Here is an 18,869-nt window from a genome sequence, read left to right on the forward strand (position 1 = left end):
TCGGCGCGCATTATGGCGTAGCTGCCGTTATACGCACCGTGTGCATTGTTAGCAGATTTTTCCTTCACCGCCAGTAAACCTGCACGCTGACAACTGCCTCCGATGCCCCTCAATCACCGAACGCTGGTTATAATGCGCGGCCTTTTGTGTCAGGCAACGTCTGATCGTTTACTGCAGCGCGCACTTTTTATTTCACGGGCGCTGGCAGTAATTGTTCGATTTCACGGGTCAACGGGATGCCTGTTGATTCAGGTAGCGGCGCAGGCCAGGCCGCTCAACCAGACTCGCCGGGCCTTCATTTCTGCGCCTGCGAGCCTGCTTTCACAATTTGTCAGGTGGTTTTATGGACAGCATCAACAGCCGCATCGCCGAGGAACTCGGCGTACGCCCACAACAGGTCGAAGCGGCCGTCGCGCTACTCGATGAAGGCTCTACCGTTCCCTTCATCGCCCGCTACCGGAAAGAAGTGACCGGCAGCCTCGATGACATCCAGTTACGTCATCTGGAAGAGCGTCTGCGCTACCTGCGAGAACTCGACGAACGGCGCATCAGCATCCTCGCCAGCATCCAGGAACAGGGCAAGCTGACCCCGCAACTCGAGCGGGACATCAAACTGGCCGACACCAAGACCCGCCTCGAAGATTTGTACCTGCCGTACAAGCAGAAGCGCCGCACCAAGGGTCAGATTGCCCTGGAAGCGGGCCTCGGCGAATTGGCCGACGGCCTGTTCAACGACCCAACCCTGACGCCAGACGCCGAAGCCGCGCGCTTCATTGACGCTGAAAAAGGTGTGGCCGATGTGAAGGCCGCCCTTGAAGGCGCCAAGTACATCCTGATGGAACGCTTCGCCGAAGACGCCGGTTTGCTCGACAAACTGCGCAGCTACCTCAAGCAGGAAGCCACTCTGAGCGCCCGCGTAATTGCCGGCAAGGAAGAGGAAGGCGCCAAGTTCCGCGATTATTTCGAACACGACGAACCGCTGAAAAGCATGCCGTCGCACCGTGCGCTGGCGATTTTCCGTGGCCGCAACGAAGGCATTCTCAGCTCTGCGCTGAAAGTCGGCGACGAATTGCCGGGCACCATGCATCCATGTGAAGGCATGATCGGTCAGCAATTTGGCATCCAGAACCAGAATCGCGCTGCCGACAAATGGCTGGGCGAAGTCGTGCGCTGGACGTGGAAGGTCAAGCTCTACACGCACCTTGAAACCGATTTGCTCGGCGAACTGCGCGATGGCGCGGAAACCGAAGCAATCAACGTGTTCGCCCACAACCTGCATGACTTGCTGCTGTCGGCACCGGCCGGCCCGCGTGCCACGTTGGGCCTCGACCCGGGCCTGCGCACCGGTTGCAAGGTGGCTGTGGTCGATTCCACCGGCAAGCTGCTGGACCACGCCACGGTTTACCCGCACGTGCCGCACAACAAGTGGGACCAGACTCTGGCCGTGCTGGCCGCGCTGTGCGCCAAACACGCAGTGGACCTGATCGCCATCGGCAATGGCACCGCCAGTCGTGAGACCGACAAACTGGCCGCCGAACTGATCAAAAAATACCCAGCGATGAAGATGACCAAGGTCATGGTCTCGGAAGCAGGCGCGTCGGTTTACTCGGCATCGGAACTGGCCTCCAAGGAATTCCCGGACCTGGACGTGTCGATCCGTGGCGCCGTGTCCATCGCTCGCCGTCTGCAAGACCCGTTGGCCGAGCTGGTAAAAATCGATCCGAAATCCATCGGCGTCGGTCAATACCAACATGACGTGTCGCAGCTGAAATTGGCGCGTGGCCTGGACGCTGTGGTCGAAGACTGCGTGAACGCCGTTGGCGTAGATGTGAACACCGCATCCGTTGCGTTGTTGGCCCGCATCTCGGGCCTTAACGCGACCCTGGCGCAAAACATCGTCAGCCACCGTGATGAGCACGGCGCGTTCAAGACTCGCGCGGCACTGAAAAAAGTCGCGCGCCTGGGCGAAAAAACGTTTGAACAGGCTGCCGGTTTCTTGCGCGTGATGAATGGCGACAACCCACTGGATTCGTCAGCGGTTCACCCGGAAGCGTATCCACTGGTGCAGCGCATTGCCGCTGAGACTGATCGCGACATTCGCTCGCTGATCGGCGATGCCAGTTTCCTCAAGCGACTCGATCCGAAGAAGTACACCGACGAAACATTCGGTCTGCCAACGGTCACCGACATCCTGCAAGAACTTGAGAAACCTGGCCGCGATCCGCGCCCGGAGTTCAAGACCGCCGAGTTCCAGGAGGGCGTCGAAGACCTCAAGGACCTGCAACTGGGCATGATCCTCGAAGGTGTGGTGACCAACGTGACCAACTTCGGCGCTTTCGTCGATATCGGCGTTCATCAGGACGGTTTGGTGCATATCTCTGCGCTTTCGGAGAAGTTCATCAAAGATCCACGCGAAGCTGTGAAGGCCGGTGATGTGGTCAAGGTGAAGGTCATGGAAATCGATATCCCGCGTAAACGCGTGGGCCTGTCGATGCGCATGAGCGATACGCCGGGCGAGAAAATTGATGGCGCCCGTGGTGCGCGTCCGGGGTCGGCACCGCGCCAATCCCAGAACACCGCACCGCGCAAGGAAACCACGACGGCGGCACCGGCCAATAACGCCATGGCTTCGCTGTTCGCCAACGCCAAGCAGTTGAAGAAACGCTGATGGAGATGCCTGCCGGCGTGACCGAAAGCGCTTTTTTCAAGCTGCTGGGGTGTCGCTTGCACAGCCTGGAAACCGGGGTGGCGCAAGTCGCCCTGGCGCTGGAGCCAGAACTGCGCAATCGCGGCGGCAAGCTGCACGGCGGGGCTTTGTTCAGCCTGGTGGACATTGCCATGGGGCTGGCCTGTTCCAGCGCCCACGGGTTTGAACAGCAGAGCGTGACCATCGAATGCAAGATCAACTACATTCGCGCCGTTTCAGACGGTGAAGTCATGTGCACGGCACGGGTGATACACCCGGGCCGCCGCACGTTGGTGGTCGAAGCGGATGTGATGCAAGGCGAAAAACTGGTCGCAAAAGCACAAGGCACGTTCGCTGTCCTATAGATGAAAGCCATCATTTTGAGTTAATTTCAGCGCTGTGACCGCAGCGCCGAAATTCCCTGTGGGAGCGGGCTTGCTCGCGAAGGCGGTGTATCAGGCAATTTATGTATTGACTGATACTCCCTCTTCGCGAGCAAGCCCGCTCCCACATTGATTGCGGCTCGTTCCAAAACCAGGCGATAACGCCAGTTTTAACTTCACCCTTGTAGACCGTCTTGCCCACCCCCATATTGGGGCGACTGACGCGTGAAGGAATCCAACTTGAGCGAACTTCTCAACCGCCGCCTGGCTCTGCTTGGCGAGCGCGCTAACCTCTCTCTGCTCGAACAGTGCCTTCACGGCATCGAACGTGAATGCCTGCGCGTGACCGGCGAAGGTCGCCTGGCGCAAACGCCGCACCCGGAAGAATTGGGTTCCGCGCTGACCAATGAACAAATCACCACCGACTACTCCGAGTCGTTGCTGGAGTTCATTACCCCGGCTCTGCCAGACCCGGCTGACACGTTGGCGAGCCTGGACAAGATTCATCGCTTTGCCTACAGCAAGCTCGGCAACGAGTACCTGTGGAGCCCTTCGATGCCGTGCCCGTTACCGGCCGAGGAAGATATTCCGATCGCCTATTACGGCACCTCCAACATCGGCCAGCTCAAGTACGTCTACCGCAAGGGCTTGGCCCTGCGATACGGCAAGACGATGCAGTGCATCGCCGGGATTCACTACAATTTTTCGCTGCCGGAAAAACTATGGCCACTGCTGAAAGAGGCTGAAGGTTTTGTCGGCACCGACCGCGACTATCAGTCGACGGCGTACATCGCCCTGATCCGTAACTTCCGGCGCTACAGCTGGCTGCTGATGTACCTGTTCGGTGCCTCGCCAGCGCTGGACGCAGGCTTCTTGCGTGGACGTTCGCACCAGTTGGAACAACTGGACCCCGACACCTTGTACCTGCCGTACGCCACCAGCCTGCGCATGAGCGACCTGGGTTACCAGAGCAACGCGCAAGCCGGTTTGACGCCGTGCTACAACGATCTGCCGAGCTACACCGACAGCTTGCGTAAAGCGGTCGCCACGCCCTATGCGCCGTATGTCGAAATCGGTACGCACAAGGACGGTGAGTGGGTTCAGCTCAACACCAACATCCTGCAGATCGAAAACGAGTACTACTCCAACATCCGTCCGAAGCGTGTGACCTACACTGGCGAACGCCCGATTCAGGCATTGGTTGCCCGTGGCATTCAATACGTCGAAGTGCGTTGCCTGGACATCAACCCGTTCTTGCCGATGGGCATCGACCTGCCGGAGTCGCGTTTCCTCGACGCGTTCCTGCTGTACTGCGCGCTGAACGACAGCCCGCTGCTGACTAACAGTAGCTGCAGCAATGCAACCTCCAACTTCCTCAGCGTGGTCAAGGAAGGTCGTCGTCCGGGGCTGCAACTGCAACGTGACGACCAACCGGTGGATTTGAAGGAATGGGCCGCCGAACTGCTCGAGAAAATAGCGCCATTGGCAGCTTTGCTCGACCAGAGCCATGGCGGCGATGCGCACAGCAAAGCGCTGGACGCGCAACTGGCCAAGGTCAAGGACCCATCGCTGACCCCGTCGGCGCAAGTGCTGGCGGCAATGGCTGAGCACAAGGAAAGCTTCAGCCAGTTCTCGTTACGCCAGAGCCAGGCGCACGCGGAGTATTTCCGTAGCGAACCACTTTCCGGTGAAGACCAGGCGATATTTGAAGAACGGGCGCGCTCGTCGCTGGCTGAGCAAGTGGAGTTGGAGCGCAACGAGGTGGGCGATTTCGATGTGTTTGTCGGGTCGTATCAAGCGAGCATTCTGGCGATCAGTAACTGATCGCCAGCGATCCTGCGGCCCTTGATCGCAAGCAAACAGCGCCTATGGATCGGGCAAGTAATTTACTGTGGTGAGGGGATAAATCCCCTCCCCACTTTGAAGCCTCTCACCACTGTAAATCCCCTAGTCCCCTCCCCGCATGAGCTCCCGCACAGCTCTTCCACACATAAGCTAATTCGAAAAAGTTATTTATTTTCGAGTTCTTATATCATTTAGTCTCCTTTGCACGCCGATCCTCGGTCGCCTGACAAGGAGCTTTTCCAATGAAACTGCACGTCCCTCTTCGCCTCCTGGCGGCCGCATCGCTGGCTGCGGTGAGCTTCTTTGCGCAGGCGGCCGACTTTACTGTCGCCTACCAGACTACCGTCGACCCGGCCAAAGTTGCCCAGGCCGATGGCGCTTACGAAAAAGCCACTAACGCCAAGATCGACTGGCGCAAATTTGATAACGGTGCCGACATCATCGCGGCCATCGCATCCGGCGACGTGCAGATCGGCTACCTCGGTTCCAGCCCTCTGACCGCTGCCATCACGCGCAAAGTCCCGGTAGAAACATTTCTGATTGCCACTCAAATCGGCGCCGCCGAAGCGTTGGTCGCCCGCGATGGTTCCGGGATCAAGACGCCACAAGACCTGGTCGGCAAGAAAATCGCCGTGCCGTTTGTTTCCACCGGCCACTACAGCCTGTTGGCCGCGCTCAAGCATTGGAACATCGACCCGTCGAAAGTCACCATTCTCAACCTCGCCCCGCCGGCGATCATTGCGGCCTGGAAGCGCGGTGATATCGACGCCACTTACGTGTGGGATCCAGCCCTGGGTGTGGCCAAGGAAAACGGCAAAGTACTGATCACCTCTGGCGAACTGGCCAAGTTCGGCGCACCGACCTTCGATGCCTGGATCGTGCGTAAAGACTTCGCCCAGAAGCACCCGGAAATCGTCACCGCGTTCGCCAAAGTGACCCTGGATGCCTACGCCGATTACCGCAAAGACCCGCAAGCCTGGCTCGCCAACCAAAGCAACGTCGACAAACTGGTGAAACTCTCCGGCGCCAAGGCCAGCGACATTCCATTGCTGCTGCAAGGCAACGTCTACCCGCTGGCGGCTGATCAAGTTGTCACCCTTGGCGCGCCGACCACTAAAGCCATCACCGACACCGCAGCCTTCCTGAAAGAGCAAGGCAAGGTCGATGCTGTGCTGCCGGATTACGCACCGTACGTCAGCGCCAAATTCATCACCCACTGATCGGGAGTCAACTGCGATGGCTTTGCTACAACTGGAGCGTATCAGCGCACAGTACCCAGGCAGCCCGGAACCGGTGCTTGCGGATATTTCCTTGAGCCTTGGGCCCCAGCAATTGCTGGTTGCCCTCGGCCCGTCCGGCAGTGGCAAGACTTCGCTGTTGAACCTGATTGCCGGTTTCGTCGAACCCAGTGCCGGGCGCATCACCCTGGACGGTGTGCCGGTCAAAGGCCCGGGCGCAGAACGCGGCGTGGTGTTTCAGGATGACGCCTTGCTGCCGTGGCAAGACGTGTTGGCCAACGTCGGTTTCGGCCTGGAACTGGCCGGCGTTGCCCGAGACAAACGTGAAGTCCGCGCCAAAGAAATGCTTGCGCTGGTAGACCTTGCAGGTTTTGAAAAGCGCCGTATCTGGCAGTTGTCCGGTGGCCAGAAACAACGCGTCGGTTTGGCGCGCGCATTGGCCGCCGACCCTCGCGTTCTGCTGATGGACGAACCTTTCGGCGCCCTCGACGCTTTCACCCGCGAACAAATGCAGGAACTGTTGCTGCAAGTCTGGCGGCGCACCGCCAAGCCAGTGTTCCTGATTACTCACGACATCGAAGAAGCTGTATTCCTGGCCACCGACCTGATTCTGCTGGCACCGAACCCCGGGCAAATCGTTGAGCGCCTGAGCCTGGATTTCGGTCAACGTTACGCGGCCGGTGAGTCGGCACGGGCGATCAAGTCCGACCCACGCTTTATTGAAACCCGCGAACACGTGCTCGCCAAAGTGTTCTCCCAACGCAGCGCCACCCAGCAACAGGAGCGCGCATGAGCAGCTATGAAATTCCGGCCGTCGCGGTAAAACCCGGGACCAAGGTGATACCCGTTCGGCGCAGCCTGAGCACTCGATGGATCAGCGTACTTACCCTGGTCACGCTGGTTGCCATTTGGTGGGCCGTGACGGCCACCGGCATGATCGAGCCGCTGTTCTTGCCGTCGCCCTCCGCCGTTTTGCAAAAGGGCTGGCTGCTGGTGACGACCGGCTATATGGACTCGACGCTGTGGCAGCACTTGGGTGCAAGTCTCAGCCGCATCGGATTGGGCCTGGGTTTTGCGGTACTGACCGCCGTGCCGGTCGGCATCGCTATCGGCCATAACCGCATTGCGCGCGGAATTCTCGATCCGTTGATCGAGTTCTACCGCCCTATCCCGCCACTGGCTTACCTGCCTTTGATCGTGATCTGGTGCGGCATTGGCGAGCTGTCGAAAGTGTTGCTGATTTACCTCGCGATTTTCGCCCCGATTGCGATCGCCACCGCGACCGGCGTGCGTACTGTCGACCCCGCAAAGTTGCGCGCCGCGCAGTCTTTGGGGGCAACCCGGGCTCAGCTGATTCGCCACGTGATTCTGCCCAGTGCGTTACCGGACATCTTGACCGGAGTGCGCATTGGCCTGGGTGTCGGCTGGTCGACCCTGGTCGCCGCCGAACTGATCGCCGCCACCAGCGGTTTGGGGTTCATGGTGCAGTCGGCCGCGCAGTTCCTGGTGACCGACGTGGTGGTCCTGGGAATTCTGGTGATCGCACTGATCGCCTTCGCCATGGAAATGGGCCTGCGCGCATTGCAACGCAAACTGGTGCCGTGGCACGGCCAGGCACATTGAAGATCCGGATTTGAAGAGAACCACTATGAGCCACCTGACCATCGTCCCTTTAAGCTACGCCCTCGGCGCCCAGGTCAGCGGCGTCGACATCAGCCAGCCGCTAAGCGTGGAACTGCGCGACGCCATCGAGCAGGCGCTGCTCAAGCATCAAGTGCTGTTCTTCCGCGACCAGCCGATCAATCCACAGCAGCAAGCGCTGTTTGCCGCCAATTTTGGCGACCTGCACATTCATCCGATCTACCCCAACGTGCCGGAACAACCACACGTTCTGGTGCTGGACACTGCCGTCACTGACGTGCGTGACAACGCGGTTTGGCACACCGATGTCACCTTCCTGCCGACGCCGGCGCTGGGGGCGATTCTCAGTGCCAAGCTGTTGCCGGCATTTGGTGGTGACACGCTGTGGGCCAGCGGTATCGCGGCGTATGAAGCGCTGTCGGCACCGCTACAAAACCTGCTGCAAGGTTTGACCGCGACGCATGACTTTACCAAGTCGTTCCCGCTGGAACGCTTTGGCAATACGCCTGAAGAACTGGCGCAATGGGAAGAAACCCGCAGGAAAAACCCGCCGCTGTCACACCCGGTGATTCGTACGCACCCGGTCAGTGGGCGCAAGTCGTTGTTCGTCAATGAAGGGTTCACAACGAAAATCAATGAATTATCGGAATCGGAAAGTGAAGCGATTTTGAAGCTGCTGTTCGCGCACGCGACCCGGCCGGAATTCACCCTCCGCTGGCGCTGGCAGCAGAACGACGTCGCGTTCTGGGACAACCGCGTAACCCAGCATTTTGCGGTCGATGATTACCGGCCGGCACGGCGGGTGATGCATCGGGCGACAATCTTGGGGGATGTGCCGTTTTTTAAGTGAAACCTGAGTTCTTTACTCACATTGAAGACCCCCATCGCGAGCAAGCCCGCCCCCACCGTTGAAATGCGCTTCAACGTGGGGGCGGGCTTGCTCCGGTGATCCGACGATAGCAATGTCACAGACGCCGGAAGTCCCGGCGCCTGACACTTACTCAGCCGTCGAAGGCTTCTCCCACAAATTGATCCCGCCCTCTTGGGCAAACCGGTCAATCTCTGCCAGCTCTTCAGCGCTGAAGCTGAGGTTCTGCAACGCCGCGACGTTCTCGATGATCTGCTCTGGGCGGCTCGCGCCGATCAACGCCGAGGTGACGCGAGGATCGCGCAGCGTCCAGGCCAATGCCAACTGCGCCAGGCTCTGGCCGCGACGCTTGGCGATTTCGTTCAACGCCCGCACGTGAGCAATGTTGTCTTCGGACAGGTGCGAGGCCTGCAACGAACCGCCGCCCGGACGATTGACTCGCGCGTCCTTCGGAATGCCGTTCAGGTATTTATCGGTCAGCAAACCTTGCGCCAGCGGAGTGAAGGCAATCACACCGGTGCCGAGTTCATCGGTGACATCCAGCAAGTCCTTTTCCACCCAACGATTAAGCAGGTTGTACGCGGGCTGATGAATCAGCAACGGCACTTTCCACTCTTTCAGCAGGGCCGCCATTTCACGGGTTTTCACGCCTGAGTAAGACGAGATGCCGATGTACAACGCCTTGCCCTGCTGCACGGCAGTGGCGAGTGCGCTGGCGGTTTCTTCCAGTGGCGTATCCGGGTCGAAGCGGTGCGAATAAAAGATGTCGACGTAATCCAGACCAAGACGTTGCAGGCTCTGATCGAGGCTGGCCAGCACGTATTTGCGCGAGCCGCCGCCCTGCCCGTAAGGCCCAGGCCACATGTCCCATCCAGCCTTGCTCGAGATGATCAGTTCATCGCGGTATTGCTTGAAGTCTTCGCGCAGCAAGCGGCCAAAGTTGATCTCGGCGCTGCCATATGGCGGGCCATAGTTGTTGGCCAGGTCGAAGTGGTTGATGCCGAGGTCGAACGCGGTGCGCAGCAGTGAGCGCTGGGTGTCGATCGGCGTGCTGTCACCAAAGTTGTGCCACAGGCCCAACGAGAGGGCTGGCAGCACCAGACCGCTGCGGCCCACGCGGCGATAAGGGATGGCGTCGTAACGGTTTTCGGCAGCGGTGTAAGTCATCGAATCCTCTCTCGTTTGAGTGATGGAAATTTGAGGTGACGCTGCATCCTGTGGCGGGGGGTAAGTTTTTTCGACACAGGATTCATCAGCACAAAATCCCTATGAACATTCATCTACACAAATCGGTTGCCTGGCCTCTCCAGCCCCAGGTTTTGGCGCAAGGTTCGGCCTTCGTACTCTGTTCTGAACAACCCGCGGCGTTGCAGTTCAGGAACCACCCCGTTGGCGAAATCTTCCAGACCGCCGGGCAAGTGCGGCACCAGCACATTGAAGCCATCCGCTGCATCCGCCTCAAACCATTGCTGCAACTGGTCGGCAATCTGCACCGGCGTACCGATCAGGCTAAAATGCCCGCGTCCACCCGCAATCTTTCGTCCAAGGTCGGCCAGGCTAAGGTGCTCCCGACCCGCCAGTTCGGTCAGTAATTTTTGCCGACTTTGCTGGCCGGATTCAGTCAGTGGCAGTTCTGGCAGCGGACCGTCCAGTGGGTACTTCGACAAGTCGAAGTTGCCCAGCATACGCCCAAGTAATGCAACACCCACCTGCGGTTCGACTAATTGCTGAAACGTTTCATATTTTTCCAAGGCTTCGCTTTCGGTTTGCCCCACCACCACGAAAACCCCCGGCATGATTTTCAGCGAATCGGTGCTGCGTCCAAAACGCGGCAGGCGTCCCTTGAGGTCGGCATAAAAAGCTTGTGCATTGGCCAATGAGGTTTGCGCGGTGAACACCACTTCCGCCGTCTGCGCTGCCAGCTCGCGACCCACCTGTGAAGAGCCGGCCTGCACAATCACCGGTTGCCCTTGTGGCGAACGCGCGACGTTCAGCGGACCTTTGACTCGAAAGTGTTCACCGACGTGATCCAGCACGTGCAGCTTCGCCGGGTCGTAATAGGCGCCGCTGGCCTTGTCGCGGATAAACGCATCGTCTTCCCAGCTGTCCCACAGCCCCGTCACGACCTGATGAAACTCCCTGGCGCGGCTATAACGTTCGCCATGGCCTATGTGTTCATCACGGCCGAAATTAAGCGCCTCGGCGGCGTTATCGGACGTCACCAGGTTCCACCCCGCCCGGCCGCCCGACAGGTGATCCAGCGATGCAAACTTGCGTGCCACGTGATACGGCTCGTTGTAGCTGGTGGTGGCGGTGGCGATCAGGCCGATGTGTTCGGTCACGGCGCTCAGGGCCGAGAGCAGCGTCAGCGGCTCGAAGTGATCCGAGCGCGCCATGCGGCTGGCGATCTCGCCACTGGCCGCCGCCACGCTGTCGGCGACGAACAATGCATCGAACTTCGCCGCCTCGGCAATCTGTGCCAGCCGTTTGTAGTGGCTGAAGTCCAGCCCGGCGTCGGCGGGTACGTCGGGGTGGCGCCAGGCAGCAACGTGGTGCCCGGTCGCCATGAGGAACGCTCCGAGTTTCAACTGACGTGTCATGTTCAGAAGTCCTTGCGCAGTTGCACGCCAAAGTAGCGTTCGTCGTCACGCGGCACAGCTCGGTAGATGTAGTTGCCGCCGCTGGCCAATAACGGGGAATAGGATTTGTCGGCGAGGTTCTTGCCCAGCAACGCCACCCGCCAGCCATTGCTGTAGTCCGCCAGTGCGACGCTGGCGTTCCAGATTCCGTAAGCCCCTTGTTGGGTGTCGACGTTCTGGCTGATGTCGTATTGCACCTCACTCTGCCAGCTGAAATCAGTGCCCAGTTCTATGTCCAGACCGTTATCCAGCGGGACGCTGTAGTCGGCGCGCACGTAGCTTTTCCAGTCCGGGCTGAATGGCAGCGGTTTGCCGTTGACGTTGCACGATGCCGCCGCGCCTGCCGGGCAGGCGAACTCATCAATTCGCGCGCGGGTATAGGCCAGCGCGCCAGAAAACTTCAGTTGCCGCGTGGCCTGCAAGGCGTAATCGAGCTCGACGCCTTCGGTGCTGACGCTGCCCGCGTTAATCAAACGCGTCACCACCTGGCCTGCCACTGTGTCGAAAAAGTTTGCCTGGTAGTTGTGGTAGTCGCTGTGGAACACAGCGAGGTTGGTGGTCAGACGATTGTTCCAGCTTGTCGCTTTGACCCCGACTTCCCAAGTGTTGGAGGTTTCCGGTTTAAGCGCGTCGGTGTCCCGTGGCTGCATGTTGAAGAACACGTTATAGGCCGGGCCTTTGTAGCCACGCGAGTAAGTCAGGTAACTGGTGACCGCGTCGCTCAAGTCATATTGCACACCCAGTCGGCCGGACCAGCCGTCCTCGTCCACAGAGCCGGAACTGCTGGTGGCCGGTTGAATGCCGCTGACTGTGGTCGCGGACGTCGACACCCGACGGTGGTCATATTCCAGATCGTCGTGGGTCCAGCGCAAACCGGCAATGCCGCGAAAGTTCGAGGTGAAGTTGAGCGTGCTTTCACCAAATACCGCATAGCTGTCGCTGGTGGTGCCGTAGTCAGCCACGCCGCGATTGACGCTGACAGGCGTGGTAAGCGTGCGCTGGTACGTTTCTTCGTCTTTGCCGTGCATGTAGAACAACCCGCCGACGTACTCCAGAAATTCACCTTTCGGCGAAGCCAGGCGCAGCTCTTGCGAGTATTGATCGAACGCCAGTTCGCCTTTGTCAGCTGTGCCGGGGAATGCTGCAGTGACGGTGCCCAAACGGTCCCCGTCCTGATACTGCGTGTTGTCCCAGCCACGCCATGCGGTGATCGACGTCAGCGTGTAATCGCCCAGGTTCCAGTCGAGTTGGCCAGACAAACCTTTGTTGATGTCGTCGACGTGAGTGCGCGTGTCCGTGTTGATGTCGCGGTTGTCACTGGAGGCCCGCACCGGGTTCAAGGCATTGGCGAATGCCGGGGTCAGCGACTTGCTGACCACACCGTTCGGCGCGTCATCGTGGGACTGCATGTAGTCGGCGATAAAAGTGAATTTAAGGTCATAGTTCGGCGTGAATTCAAGTTTGCCGCGCGCACCTTTATGGTTATACCCGTTGACCTCCTGCCCGTTGTGCTGGTTGTCGACGTTGCCATCGTAGGTACCAAACAGCGTGGTAATCGAGCCCTTGAGGGTGTCGGGGATCAGGCTGCCACCGATACCGAAACGGGTGCGGCTTTCGTTGCCGCTGTAGTACGACTGATCGATAAAACCGTGGTTCTCGGCGGTCGGTGCCTTGCTGGTGATGTTAAGCACACCGGCCGAAGCGTTCTTGCCAAACAGGGTGCCTTGCGGGCCACGCAGCACCTCGACGCGCTCAAGATCGAGCAGGTCCAGAGTCGACTGGCCGGGCCGAGCGTAAACCACGCCATCGATCACCGTGGCCACGGTCGGTTCTACACCTGGCGAAGTGGAAATAGTGCCGACGCCACGGACGAACAACGAGGTGTCCTTGTTTGAAGCGCCGGTGCGGAAGTTAAGCGACGGCACTTGCTGCACGATGCTTGCCACGCCATTTCGGTTATCACGCTCAAGCTGCTCACCATCAATCACCGAAACGGCCACCGGCACTTTCTGCACCGACTCTTCACGACGTGTCGCTGTGACCGTGACGGACTTGAGCGTAGGTTCCTGATCCGGGTTATCGGCGGCGAATGCACCTGGCAGTGGCAACGCGGCCAACCCGGCAAGTAACCAGCTCAACGGCCGTTTGCGTGGTAGGGCAGCACGAATTGATCGCGCCAGTTTCAGTGAATCCCCAGGAATAGTGTGCATGGTCTGTCCGCTCGAAATTTGCCCTGAACCGCTGCCGTTCTGTGACGACAGCGCCTGTGATGTTGTCTTGGGCATTCGCTCGAGCGAGTAGCAGACAGAACGCTTTGTTAGCGCTAACATCGCCAGTATCTGCAAGCGTTACATAGATCGTCCAATACTTATAAATTACTTTTATATGCTTTTTGATTTTTAAAAAGGATTGCCCTTTGAGCGATGAAAAGCCCCGCAAGCGCCGTGGCGCCGGCCGTGTCACCCTCAATACTGTCGCCAGGCAGGCTGGCGTATCGGCGATCACCGTGTCGCGATTTTTCAACCAGACCGAACAAGTCTCGCCAGAGCGACGCGAGCGTATTGCAGCGGTCGTGGCAGCGTTGGGTTACGTCCCGAACCTGGTTGCCGGCGGACTGGCGTCGGCCAAAGGGAAAATCGTCGGCATGGTGATTCCCAACATCTCTGGGCCGATTTTTGCCAATACCATTCAAGGGTTCAGCGACACCCTCAGCCGCCACGGCTATCAGTTGCTGCTGGCATCGAGTTACTTCAGTGCCGATCAGGAAGAAAGCGCCGTGCGGGCGTTTCTCGGTTGGTCACCTGCGGCGTTGGTCCTCACCAGCCACTTTCACAGTGCGGGCACTGAAAAAATGATCGCCGAGGCAGACATTCCGGTGATTGAAACCTGGGATTACCAACCGGAACGGCAGCCGATGCAAATCGGCTTTTCACACTTTGAGGTCGGCGTGACGGCTGCGCGGTACCTGCACGGCAAAGGCTATCGGCGCATCGCATTTGTGCAAAACAGCGTGGCCGCAGACTTCAGTGCGCTGGAGCGACGCGATGGCTACGCGGCAACGGTGGGTGAACTGGGACTGCAGCCGTGGGTGTTTGCGCCCGATGCGGATCGAGCGCCATTCGAGGCTGGCAAACAGGCGATGGAGGTGCTGATGAAAAACTCACCAGCGCCCGATGCCATCATTTTTGCCAACGACAACCTGGCGGCTGGCGGCTTGCTGGCAGGTCAAAGGGCGGGGCTTAAAATTCCCGAGGATTGCGCTGTGCTCGGCTTCGGCGATTACCCGTTCGCTGAAATGTTGCTGCCGAGTTTAAGCACCATCAAACCACCGGCGCTGGAGATCGGTGTGCTCGCAGCAACGCGCGTGCTGCAAAGCCTGGGCGTGTTGCCGGTGGAGGATGAGGTGCAGCGTTTGAATCTGCTGGAGTGCCAAGTGATCGAACGCGAGAGCGCGTAAAATACCGACAACATCCACGGATTCATTCCGCTAAGACGGGGTCGATATCAGGCGGATAACTCGCGCAGCGCCGCGGCCGCCAAAAACCCCGATCTTGAGCTGTATCGCTGATCACGCCTGACTGTCTGGTCGATACGCTCAAGCAACTGCTCAGGCAGCGTCGCATTAAAACGCACCGACCTGCCGAAGTAAGGCGTGATATCAAAATCGACTACACCCCAAACACCTCCCGAGTAATCGGGGTTATCAAGGTGGTCGTCAATTTCACGCACCTGTGGCAGTGGATCACCATCGGCAACCAGGCTTTCATAGTGCAAGGACAACGCTTCTTTCACGTTTTCGAATGCTTGCGCAACAGTAGCTCCAGAAGAGAAGCAACCCGGTACGTCGGGAATGATCACTCCATATTCTGAGTCGGCATCCTTATGTAGAACCACCGGGAATTTCATGTCTGTGAGTCCTTCCTGTAATGCAGCCCATTCTGGGCTTTCATATCCGATGTCGAGCCTCATTTCAGACCCGCCTGTTTCAAAATGCTATTGATTGTTCCTTTTGGAAGGTCCGAATCCGGATGTTTTATCGTCACCCTGCCCGGCCGGGCAGGGTGCTTATACTGATGATGGCTGCCTTTCACAGCCACCAGATACTAGCCATCCTCCTCGATCATCCTGATCATCCTGATCATTTCCCGACTTCGCATTACCTTCGTCCTTGTGGGCAGCATCTGCTGGTGCACACTACGCGAAGATCAATTGCCTTATACACACGATACACACTCAGATAAATAATATCCGAAAACCTGGTCGCTTGATCAGCGCACCAAATGCAAAAACTGCATGTGACGTTCGTACTGGTCGAGGATGTCGTTGATGATCTGCTCTTTGGTGTAGCCGACCAGGTCGTAATCCTGACTGCCTTCGGCCAGGTGCACTTCAGCCCGGTAATAACGCCGGTTGTTGAGTTCTTTCGAGCCCATGCCGCCACGGGCGAAGGATGGCGTGAAGTAGCCGCGCATCTGCACCTGATAGATAAACGGGTGCTGCTCGCCGTGACCGATTTCCAGGCTGACGCTGTCGTTTGACGGATCCGGCTGGGTGACCACGTTCAAGCCTTTTTCGACAAATACCGCAGACACTTCCTCGATCGCCGGGCGCACTGTGGTGTCGAGGAAGCGATAAACCTCATCGCGGGACGGAAAGTGCACCGCCTGACTCAAGCGCTGACGCCAGCCACCACGTCGGGAGCCAGACACCGGCGCCAGGGAATGCAACTGCGCAATCTGCTTCTGAGACTCCAGATAAAACGCCTTGTGCAGTCCCCACATCATCAACAGCAAGATCAACGAGAACGGCAACGAGGTCAGCACCACAGCCGACTTCAACGCGTCGATGCTGCCCGAGAACAGCAGCGCACTGGTGACCAGTGCGGTCATTACGCCCCAGAACACGCGCAGCCATTTCGGCCCGTCCTCATCCGGATTACCGCCCTTGGCCGACAATGTCGAAAGCACCACAGTGCCGGAGTCGGCCGAGGTCACGAAGAACACGAAGCTGATGAACACCGTGACCGCGATGACGGTTTTGCTCCACGGGTACGTTTCCAGCAACAAATAAAGGGTCATCGACGGGTTGTCGATGGCTGACATGCCGAGTGCGCTCATGCCGTGATTAAGGACTTGGTCGATGGCACTGTTGCCGAAAATCGACATCCACGCCAAGGTGAAACCGAGCGGGATCAACAGCACACCGAAGACGAATTCACGGATCGTCCGGCCACGGGAAATGCGTGCGATAAACAGGCCCACAAAGGGCGACCATGCGATCCACCAGGCCCAATAGAACACCGTCCAGCCGCCCAGCCAATCGCTGGGTTTATCGTAGGCATACAGATCGAAACTCTTCATCGGCAGAGCGCCGAGGTAGTCACCGATGTTCTGGATCAGCGTATTCAGCAGGTGCTGCGTAGGGCCGGCGAACAGCACGAACAACAGCAGCGCACAGGCCAGGAGCATGTTGATGTCGGACATCACCCGCACGCCTTTGTCGACGCCGGACACTGCCACAATAATCGCAGCGCCCATCATCAACGTGATCAGGCCAACCTGAATCCACTGGGTGTGAGCGATGCCAAACAGATAGTCCAGGCCCGAGTTGAGGTGCAAGACACCAAAGCCCATGTCAGCCCCGAGACCGAACACCGTGGCGATAATGCCGAAGCCGTCCACCGCGTAGCCAATCGGCCCGTTGATGCGTTTACCAATCAGCGGGTACAGCGCCGAGCGCAGGGCCAACGGCAGGTTGTGACGGTAAGCGAAATAGGCGAGCGCCATGCCGACAAACGCGAACACACCCCAACCATGCAGACCCCAGTGCAGAAACAGAATCTGCATCGCCTGACGTGCCGCCTCAGGCGTACCGGCAGTGCCCTGTGGTGGTTGTGACAAATGCGTGAGCGGTTCGGATACGCAGAAGAAAAAAAGCGTGATGCTGATGCCGGCGGCGAACAGCATGCCGGCCCAGGACAGGTAACTGAACTCGGGTTCGTCGTGGTCGGCACCGAGCTTGATCTTGCCGTAGCCAGACAAGGCGCTGACCACCACGAAGACCAGGTACAGGGACATCGCAAGCATGTAATACCAGCCGACCGTGTTGGCCGCCCAGTTCTGCGCTTCCAGAAGCCAGGCGCCCGCCTGCTTGGGCATGGCGATAACGACGATACCGAACAACAGAATGAAACTCGCCGCGAAATAGAACACGGGCGGGTTCATGCGGACTTGACCGCTGGCGGGGGTGGGCGATGCACTCATGAAAGGTGCACCTCAAGGATGTAACACACGGCGTTCAATAACGGACTCGGCAAAAGCAAGCCTCCTGTTGTGAGCGGGCAGCAAACCGGCGGTTTAAGTTGAATGAACGTTCAATTTAAACATGAATAGCGTGCTGAGGACTAATCGCAGGGCTCGACGGTACGTTGTGTACGCTAGCTCAAGGATGGGTATGAGGCAGGATTTGGAGGATTGGTTCAGTTGAAAATTGGCTGAGGGCCATTTTCTCGGTTCGGGCTCAAACCAATCGCGAGCGACCCCGCTCCCACACGGTTTGTGTCGTTCACAAAACCTGTGGCAACGGGCTTACCCGCGAAGCGGCCGGTGCAGTCAGTCGAAAGTCGGGGCCTACTTCTGCGTCCCGTCATCATGCTGCAGATTGGCCTGCGTCAGGTTGCACCCGGCCGGCACGCTGCGAGTCAACCAGACGTTGCCACCGATGGTGGAGCCTTGGCCAATGGTAATCCGCCCGAGAATAGTTGCCCCGGCGTAGATCACCACATCGTCTTCAACAATCGGATGTCGCGGGTGGCCTTTCTGCAACTGCCCGTCTTCATCTGCCGGAAAGCGCTTGGCGCCCAAGGTGACGGCCTGATAAATCCGTACACGCTCACCGATGATCGCGGTCTCGCCAATCACCACGCCTGTGCCGTGATCGATGAAGAAGCTGCGCCCGATCTGCGCGCCTGGGTGAATATCGATGCCGGTGGCCGAATGCGCGATTTCGGCACTGATCCGCGCCAGCAGCGGCAAACCGGCGCGATACAAATGATGGGCGAGGCGATGGTGAATCACCGCCAGAATACCGGGGTAGCACAGCAACACTTCGTCGACGCTACGCGCTGCCGGATCGCCGTGGTAAGCCGCCAGCACATCGGTATCCAGCAGGGTGCGCAACCCTGGCAACGCCAGCGCGAACTCCTGAATGATCTGGATGCTGCGTGCCTCGACTTCGGTGTCGGCCTGGGCACTGTGGCGAGCGGCGTAACGCAGTTCGAGCCTGGTTTGAGCGAGCAGTGCGTTCAAGGCAACGTCCAGCGTATGCCCGACGTAAAAATCCTCGCTCTCTTCACGTAGGTCCACCGGGCCCAGGCGCATCGGGAATAACGCACCGCAAAGCGCTTCGAGAATGTCCGCCATGGCGGCCCGGGACGGCAGTTCGCGACCGCCCTGCTCGCCGCTGACACGGCCGTTTTGAGCACGCCATTGATCACGTGCTGTACGCAGTTGGCTGACGATGGTCTGCAATTGCCAATGGCTGGAACGCTCGCTCACGTTAAAAAACTCC

Annotated in this window: 15 protein-coding genes; 8 read left to right on the forward strand and 7 right to left on the reverse strand. The window is 58.8% G+C overall.

Annotated elements, in window-relative coordinates; all coding sequences use genetic code 11:
- The first annotated feature begins 343 nt into the window (after positions 1 to 343).
- The 7 genes from ACQR3R_RS24985 (at position 344) to tauD (ending at position 8,643) form a co-directional block, all read left to right on the forward strand.
- Positions 344 to 2,668 carry a Tex-like N-terminal domain-containing protein gene (locus ACQR3R_RS24985; RefSeq protein ID WP_428276430.1) on the forward strand — a complete coding sequence of 775 codons (2,325 nt, stop codon included), beginning with the start codon at positions 344 to 346 and terminating at the stop codon, positions 2,666 to 2,668.
- Entirely contained in the window at positions 2,668 to 3,051 is a 384-nt protein-coding gene (locus tag ACQR3R_RS24990) for a hotdog fold thioesterase (protein WP_428276432.1), read from the forward strand. The genes ACQR3R_RS24985 and ACQR3R_RS24990 overlap by 1 nt, the downstream gene beginning before the upstream one ends.
- Before the next feature lie 258 nt (positions 3,052 to 3,309).
- Positions 3,310 to 4,893, forward strand: coding sequence for a glutamate--cysteine ligase (gene gshA / locus ACQR3R_RS24995; RefSeq protein WP_428276434.1), 1,584 nt, complete (start codon positions 3,310 to 3,312; stop codon positions 4,891 to 4,893).
- A 263-nt stretch (positions 4,894 to 5,156) separates the two neighbouring features.
- Positions 5,157 to 6,134 carry a taurine ABC transporter substrate-binding protein gene (gene tauA / locus ACQR3R_RS25000; protein ID WP_428276436.1) on the forward strand — a complete coding sequence of 326 codons (978 nt, stop codon included), beginning with the start codon at positions 5,157 to 5,159 and terminating at the stop codon, positions 6,132 to 6,134.
- 16 nt (positions 6,135 to 6,150) lie between these two features.
- The gene (gene tauB, locus ACQR3R_RS25005) at positions 6,151 to 6,945 is read left to right on the forward strand and encodes a taurine ABC transporter ATP-binding subunit (protein WP_428276438.1); all 795 of its coding nucleotides are present in this window, start codon (positions 6,151 to 6,153) and stop codon (positions 6,943 to 6,945) included.
- Entirely contained in the window at positions 6,942 to 7,775 is an 834-nt protein-coding gene (gene tauC / locus ACQR3R_RS25010; RefSeq protein ID WP_428276440.1) for a taurine ABC transporter permease TauC, read from the forward strand. Before tauB ends, tauC begins: the two co-directional genes overlap by 4 nt.
- A 25-nt stretch (positions 7,776 to 7,800) precedes the next feature.
- Positions 7,801 to 8,643 (forward strand): taurine dioxygenase, encoded by an 843-nt coding sequence (gene tauD / locus ACQR3R_RS25015; RefSeq protein ID WP_428276442.1) that lies wholly within the window; start codon positions 7,801 to 7,803, stop codon positions 8,641 to 8,643.
- A gap of 147 nt (positions 8,644 to 8,790) precedes the next feature.
- On the opposite strand, the gene mgrA is transcribed toward tauD, so the two are convergent.
- The 3 genes from mgrA to ACQR3R_RS25030 all read right to left on the reverse strand — a co-directional run bounded on the left by mgrA (position 8,791) and on the right by ACQR3R_RS25030 (position 13,510).
- The gene (mgrA, locus tag ACQR3R_RS25020) at positions 8,791 to 9,828 is read right to left on the reverse strand and encodes an L-glyceraldehyde 3-phosphate reductase (RefSeq protein WP_428276444.1); all 1,038 of its coding nucleotides are present in this window, start codon (positions 9,826 to 9,828) and stop codon (positions 8,791 to 8,793) included.
- A gap of 113 nt (positions 9,829 to 9,941) precedes the next feature.
- Positions 9,942 to 11,261 carry an NtaA/DmoA family FMN-dependent monooxygenase gene (locus ACQR3R_RS25025; RefSeq protein ID WP_428276446.1) on the reverse strand — a complete coding sequence of 440 codons (1,320 nt, stop codon included), beginning with the start codon at positions 11,259 to 11,261 and terminating at the stop codon, positions 9,942 to 9,944.
- Positions 11,262 to 11,263: 2 nt separating this feature from the next.
- Positions 11,264 to 13,510 carry a TonB-dependent receptor domain-containing protein gene (locus tag ACQR3R_RS25030; protein WP_428276448.1) on the reverse strand — a complete coding sequence of 749 codons (2,247 nt, stop codon included), beginning with the start codon at positions 13,508 to 13,510 and terminating at the stop codon, positions 11,264 to 11,266.
- 206 nt (positions 13,511 to 13,716) lie between these two features.
- On the opposite strand from ACQR3R_RS25030, the gene ACQR3R_RS25035 reads away from it, so the two are divergent.
- Entirely contained in the window at positions 13,717 to 14,757 is a 1,041-nt protein-coding gene (locus ACQR3R_RS25035) for a substrate-binding domain-containing protein (protein ID WP_428276450.1), read from the forward strand.
- A 47-nt stretch (positions 14,758 to 14,804) separates the two neighbouring features.
- Here ACQR3R_RS25035 and ACQR3R_RS25040 read toward each other — a convergent pair whose 3' ends face one another.
- The 4 genes from ACQR3R_RS25040 to epsC form a co-directional block, all read right to left on the reverse strand.
- On the reverse strand, positions 14,805 to 15,269 hold the full coding sequence (locus ACQR3R_RS25040) for a type II toxin-antitoxin system HicB family antitoxin (RefSeq protein ID WP_428276452.1): 465 nt from the start codon (positions 15,267 to 15,269) through the stop codon (positions 14,805 to 14,807).
- Positions 15,266 to 15,397, reverse strand: a complete 132-nt coding sequence (locus ACQR3R_RS25045) for a type II toxin-antitoxin system HicA family toxin (RefSeq protein WP_428276454.1) — start codon at positions 15,395 to 15,397, stop codon at positions 15,266 to 15,268. Before ACQR3R_RS25045 ends, ACQR3R_RS25040 begins: the two co-directional genes overlap by 4 nt.
- A gap of 171 nt (positions 15,398 to 15,568) precedes the next feature.
- Positions 15,569 to 17,563: a choline transporter BetT gene (betT, locus tag ACQR3R_RS25050; RefSeq protein ID WP_428276456.1), complete on the reverse strand. Its 1,995-nt coding sequence runs from the start codon at positions 17,561 to 17,563 to the stop codon at positions 15,569 to 15,571.
- Between the two features lie 366 nt (positions 17,564 to 17,929).
- Positions 17,930 to 18,856: a serine O-acetyltransferase EpsC gene (epsC, locus tag ACQR3R_RS25055; RefSeq protein ID WP_428276458.1), complete on the reverse strand. Its 927-nt coding sequence runs from the start codon at positions 18,854 to 18,856 to the stop codon at positions 17,930 to 17,932.
- Between the last annotated feature and the right edge of the window lie 13 nt (positions 18,857 to 18,869).

Source organism: Gordonia sp. IEGM753, assembly GCF_050321825.1.
GTDB lineage: Bacteria > Pseudomonadota > Gammaproteobacteria > Pseudomonadales > Pseudomonadaceae > Aquipseudomonas.

Excerpts from the sequence above, each read along its gene's own strand:
- ACQR3R_RS24985 (WP_428276430.1), top strand. The coding sequence starts at position 344 with ATGGACAGCATCAACAGCCGCATCGCCGAGGAACTCGGCGTACGCCCA.
- ACQR3R_RS24990 (WP_428276432.1), top strand. The coding sequence starts at position 2,668 with ATGGAGATGCCTGCCGGCGTGACCGAAAGCGCTTTTTTCAAGCTGCTG.
- tauA (WP_428276436.1), top strand. The coding sequence starts at position 5,157 with ATGAAACTGCACGTCCCTCTTCGCCTCCTGGCGGCCGCATCGCTGGCT.
- tauB (WP_428276438.1), top strand. The coding sequence starts at position 6,151 with ATGGCTTTGCTACAACTGGAGCGTATCAGCGCACAGTACCCAGGCAGC.
- tauC (WP_428276440.1), top strand. The coding sequence starts at position 6,942 with ATGAGCAGCTATGAAATTCCGGCCGTCGCGGTAAAACCCGGGACCAAG.
- tauD (WP_428276442.1), top strand. The coding sequence starts at position 7,801 with ATGAGCCACCTGACCATCGTCCCTTTAAGCTACGCCCTCGGCGCCCAG.
- mgrA (WP_428276444.1), bottom strand. The coding sequence starts at position 9,828 with ATGACTTACACCGCTGCCGAAAACCGTTACGACGCCATCCCTTATCGC.
- ACQR3R_RS25025 (WP_428276446.1), bottom strand. The coding sequence starts at position 11,261 with ATGACACGTCAGTTGAAACTCGGAGCGTTCCTCATGGCGACCGGGCAC.
- ACQR3R_RS25030 (WP_428276448.1), bottom strand. The coding sequence starts at position 13,510 with ATGCACACTATTCCTGGGGATTCACTGAAACTGGCGCGATCAATTCGT.
- ACQR3R_RS25040 (WP_428276452.1), bottom strand. The coding sequence starts at position 15,269 with ATGAGGCTCGACATCGGATATGAAAGCCCAGAATGGGCTGCATTACAG.
- betT (WP_428276456.1), bottom strand. The coding sequence starts at position 17,563 with ATGAGTGCATCGCCCACCCCCGCCAGCGGTCAAGTCCGCATGAACCCG.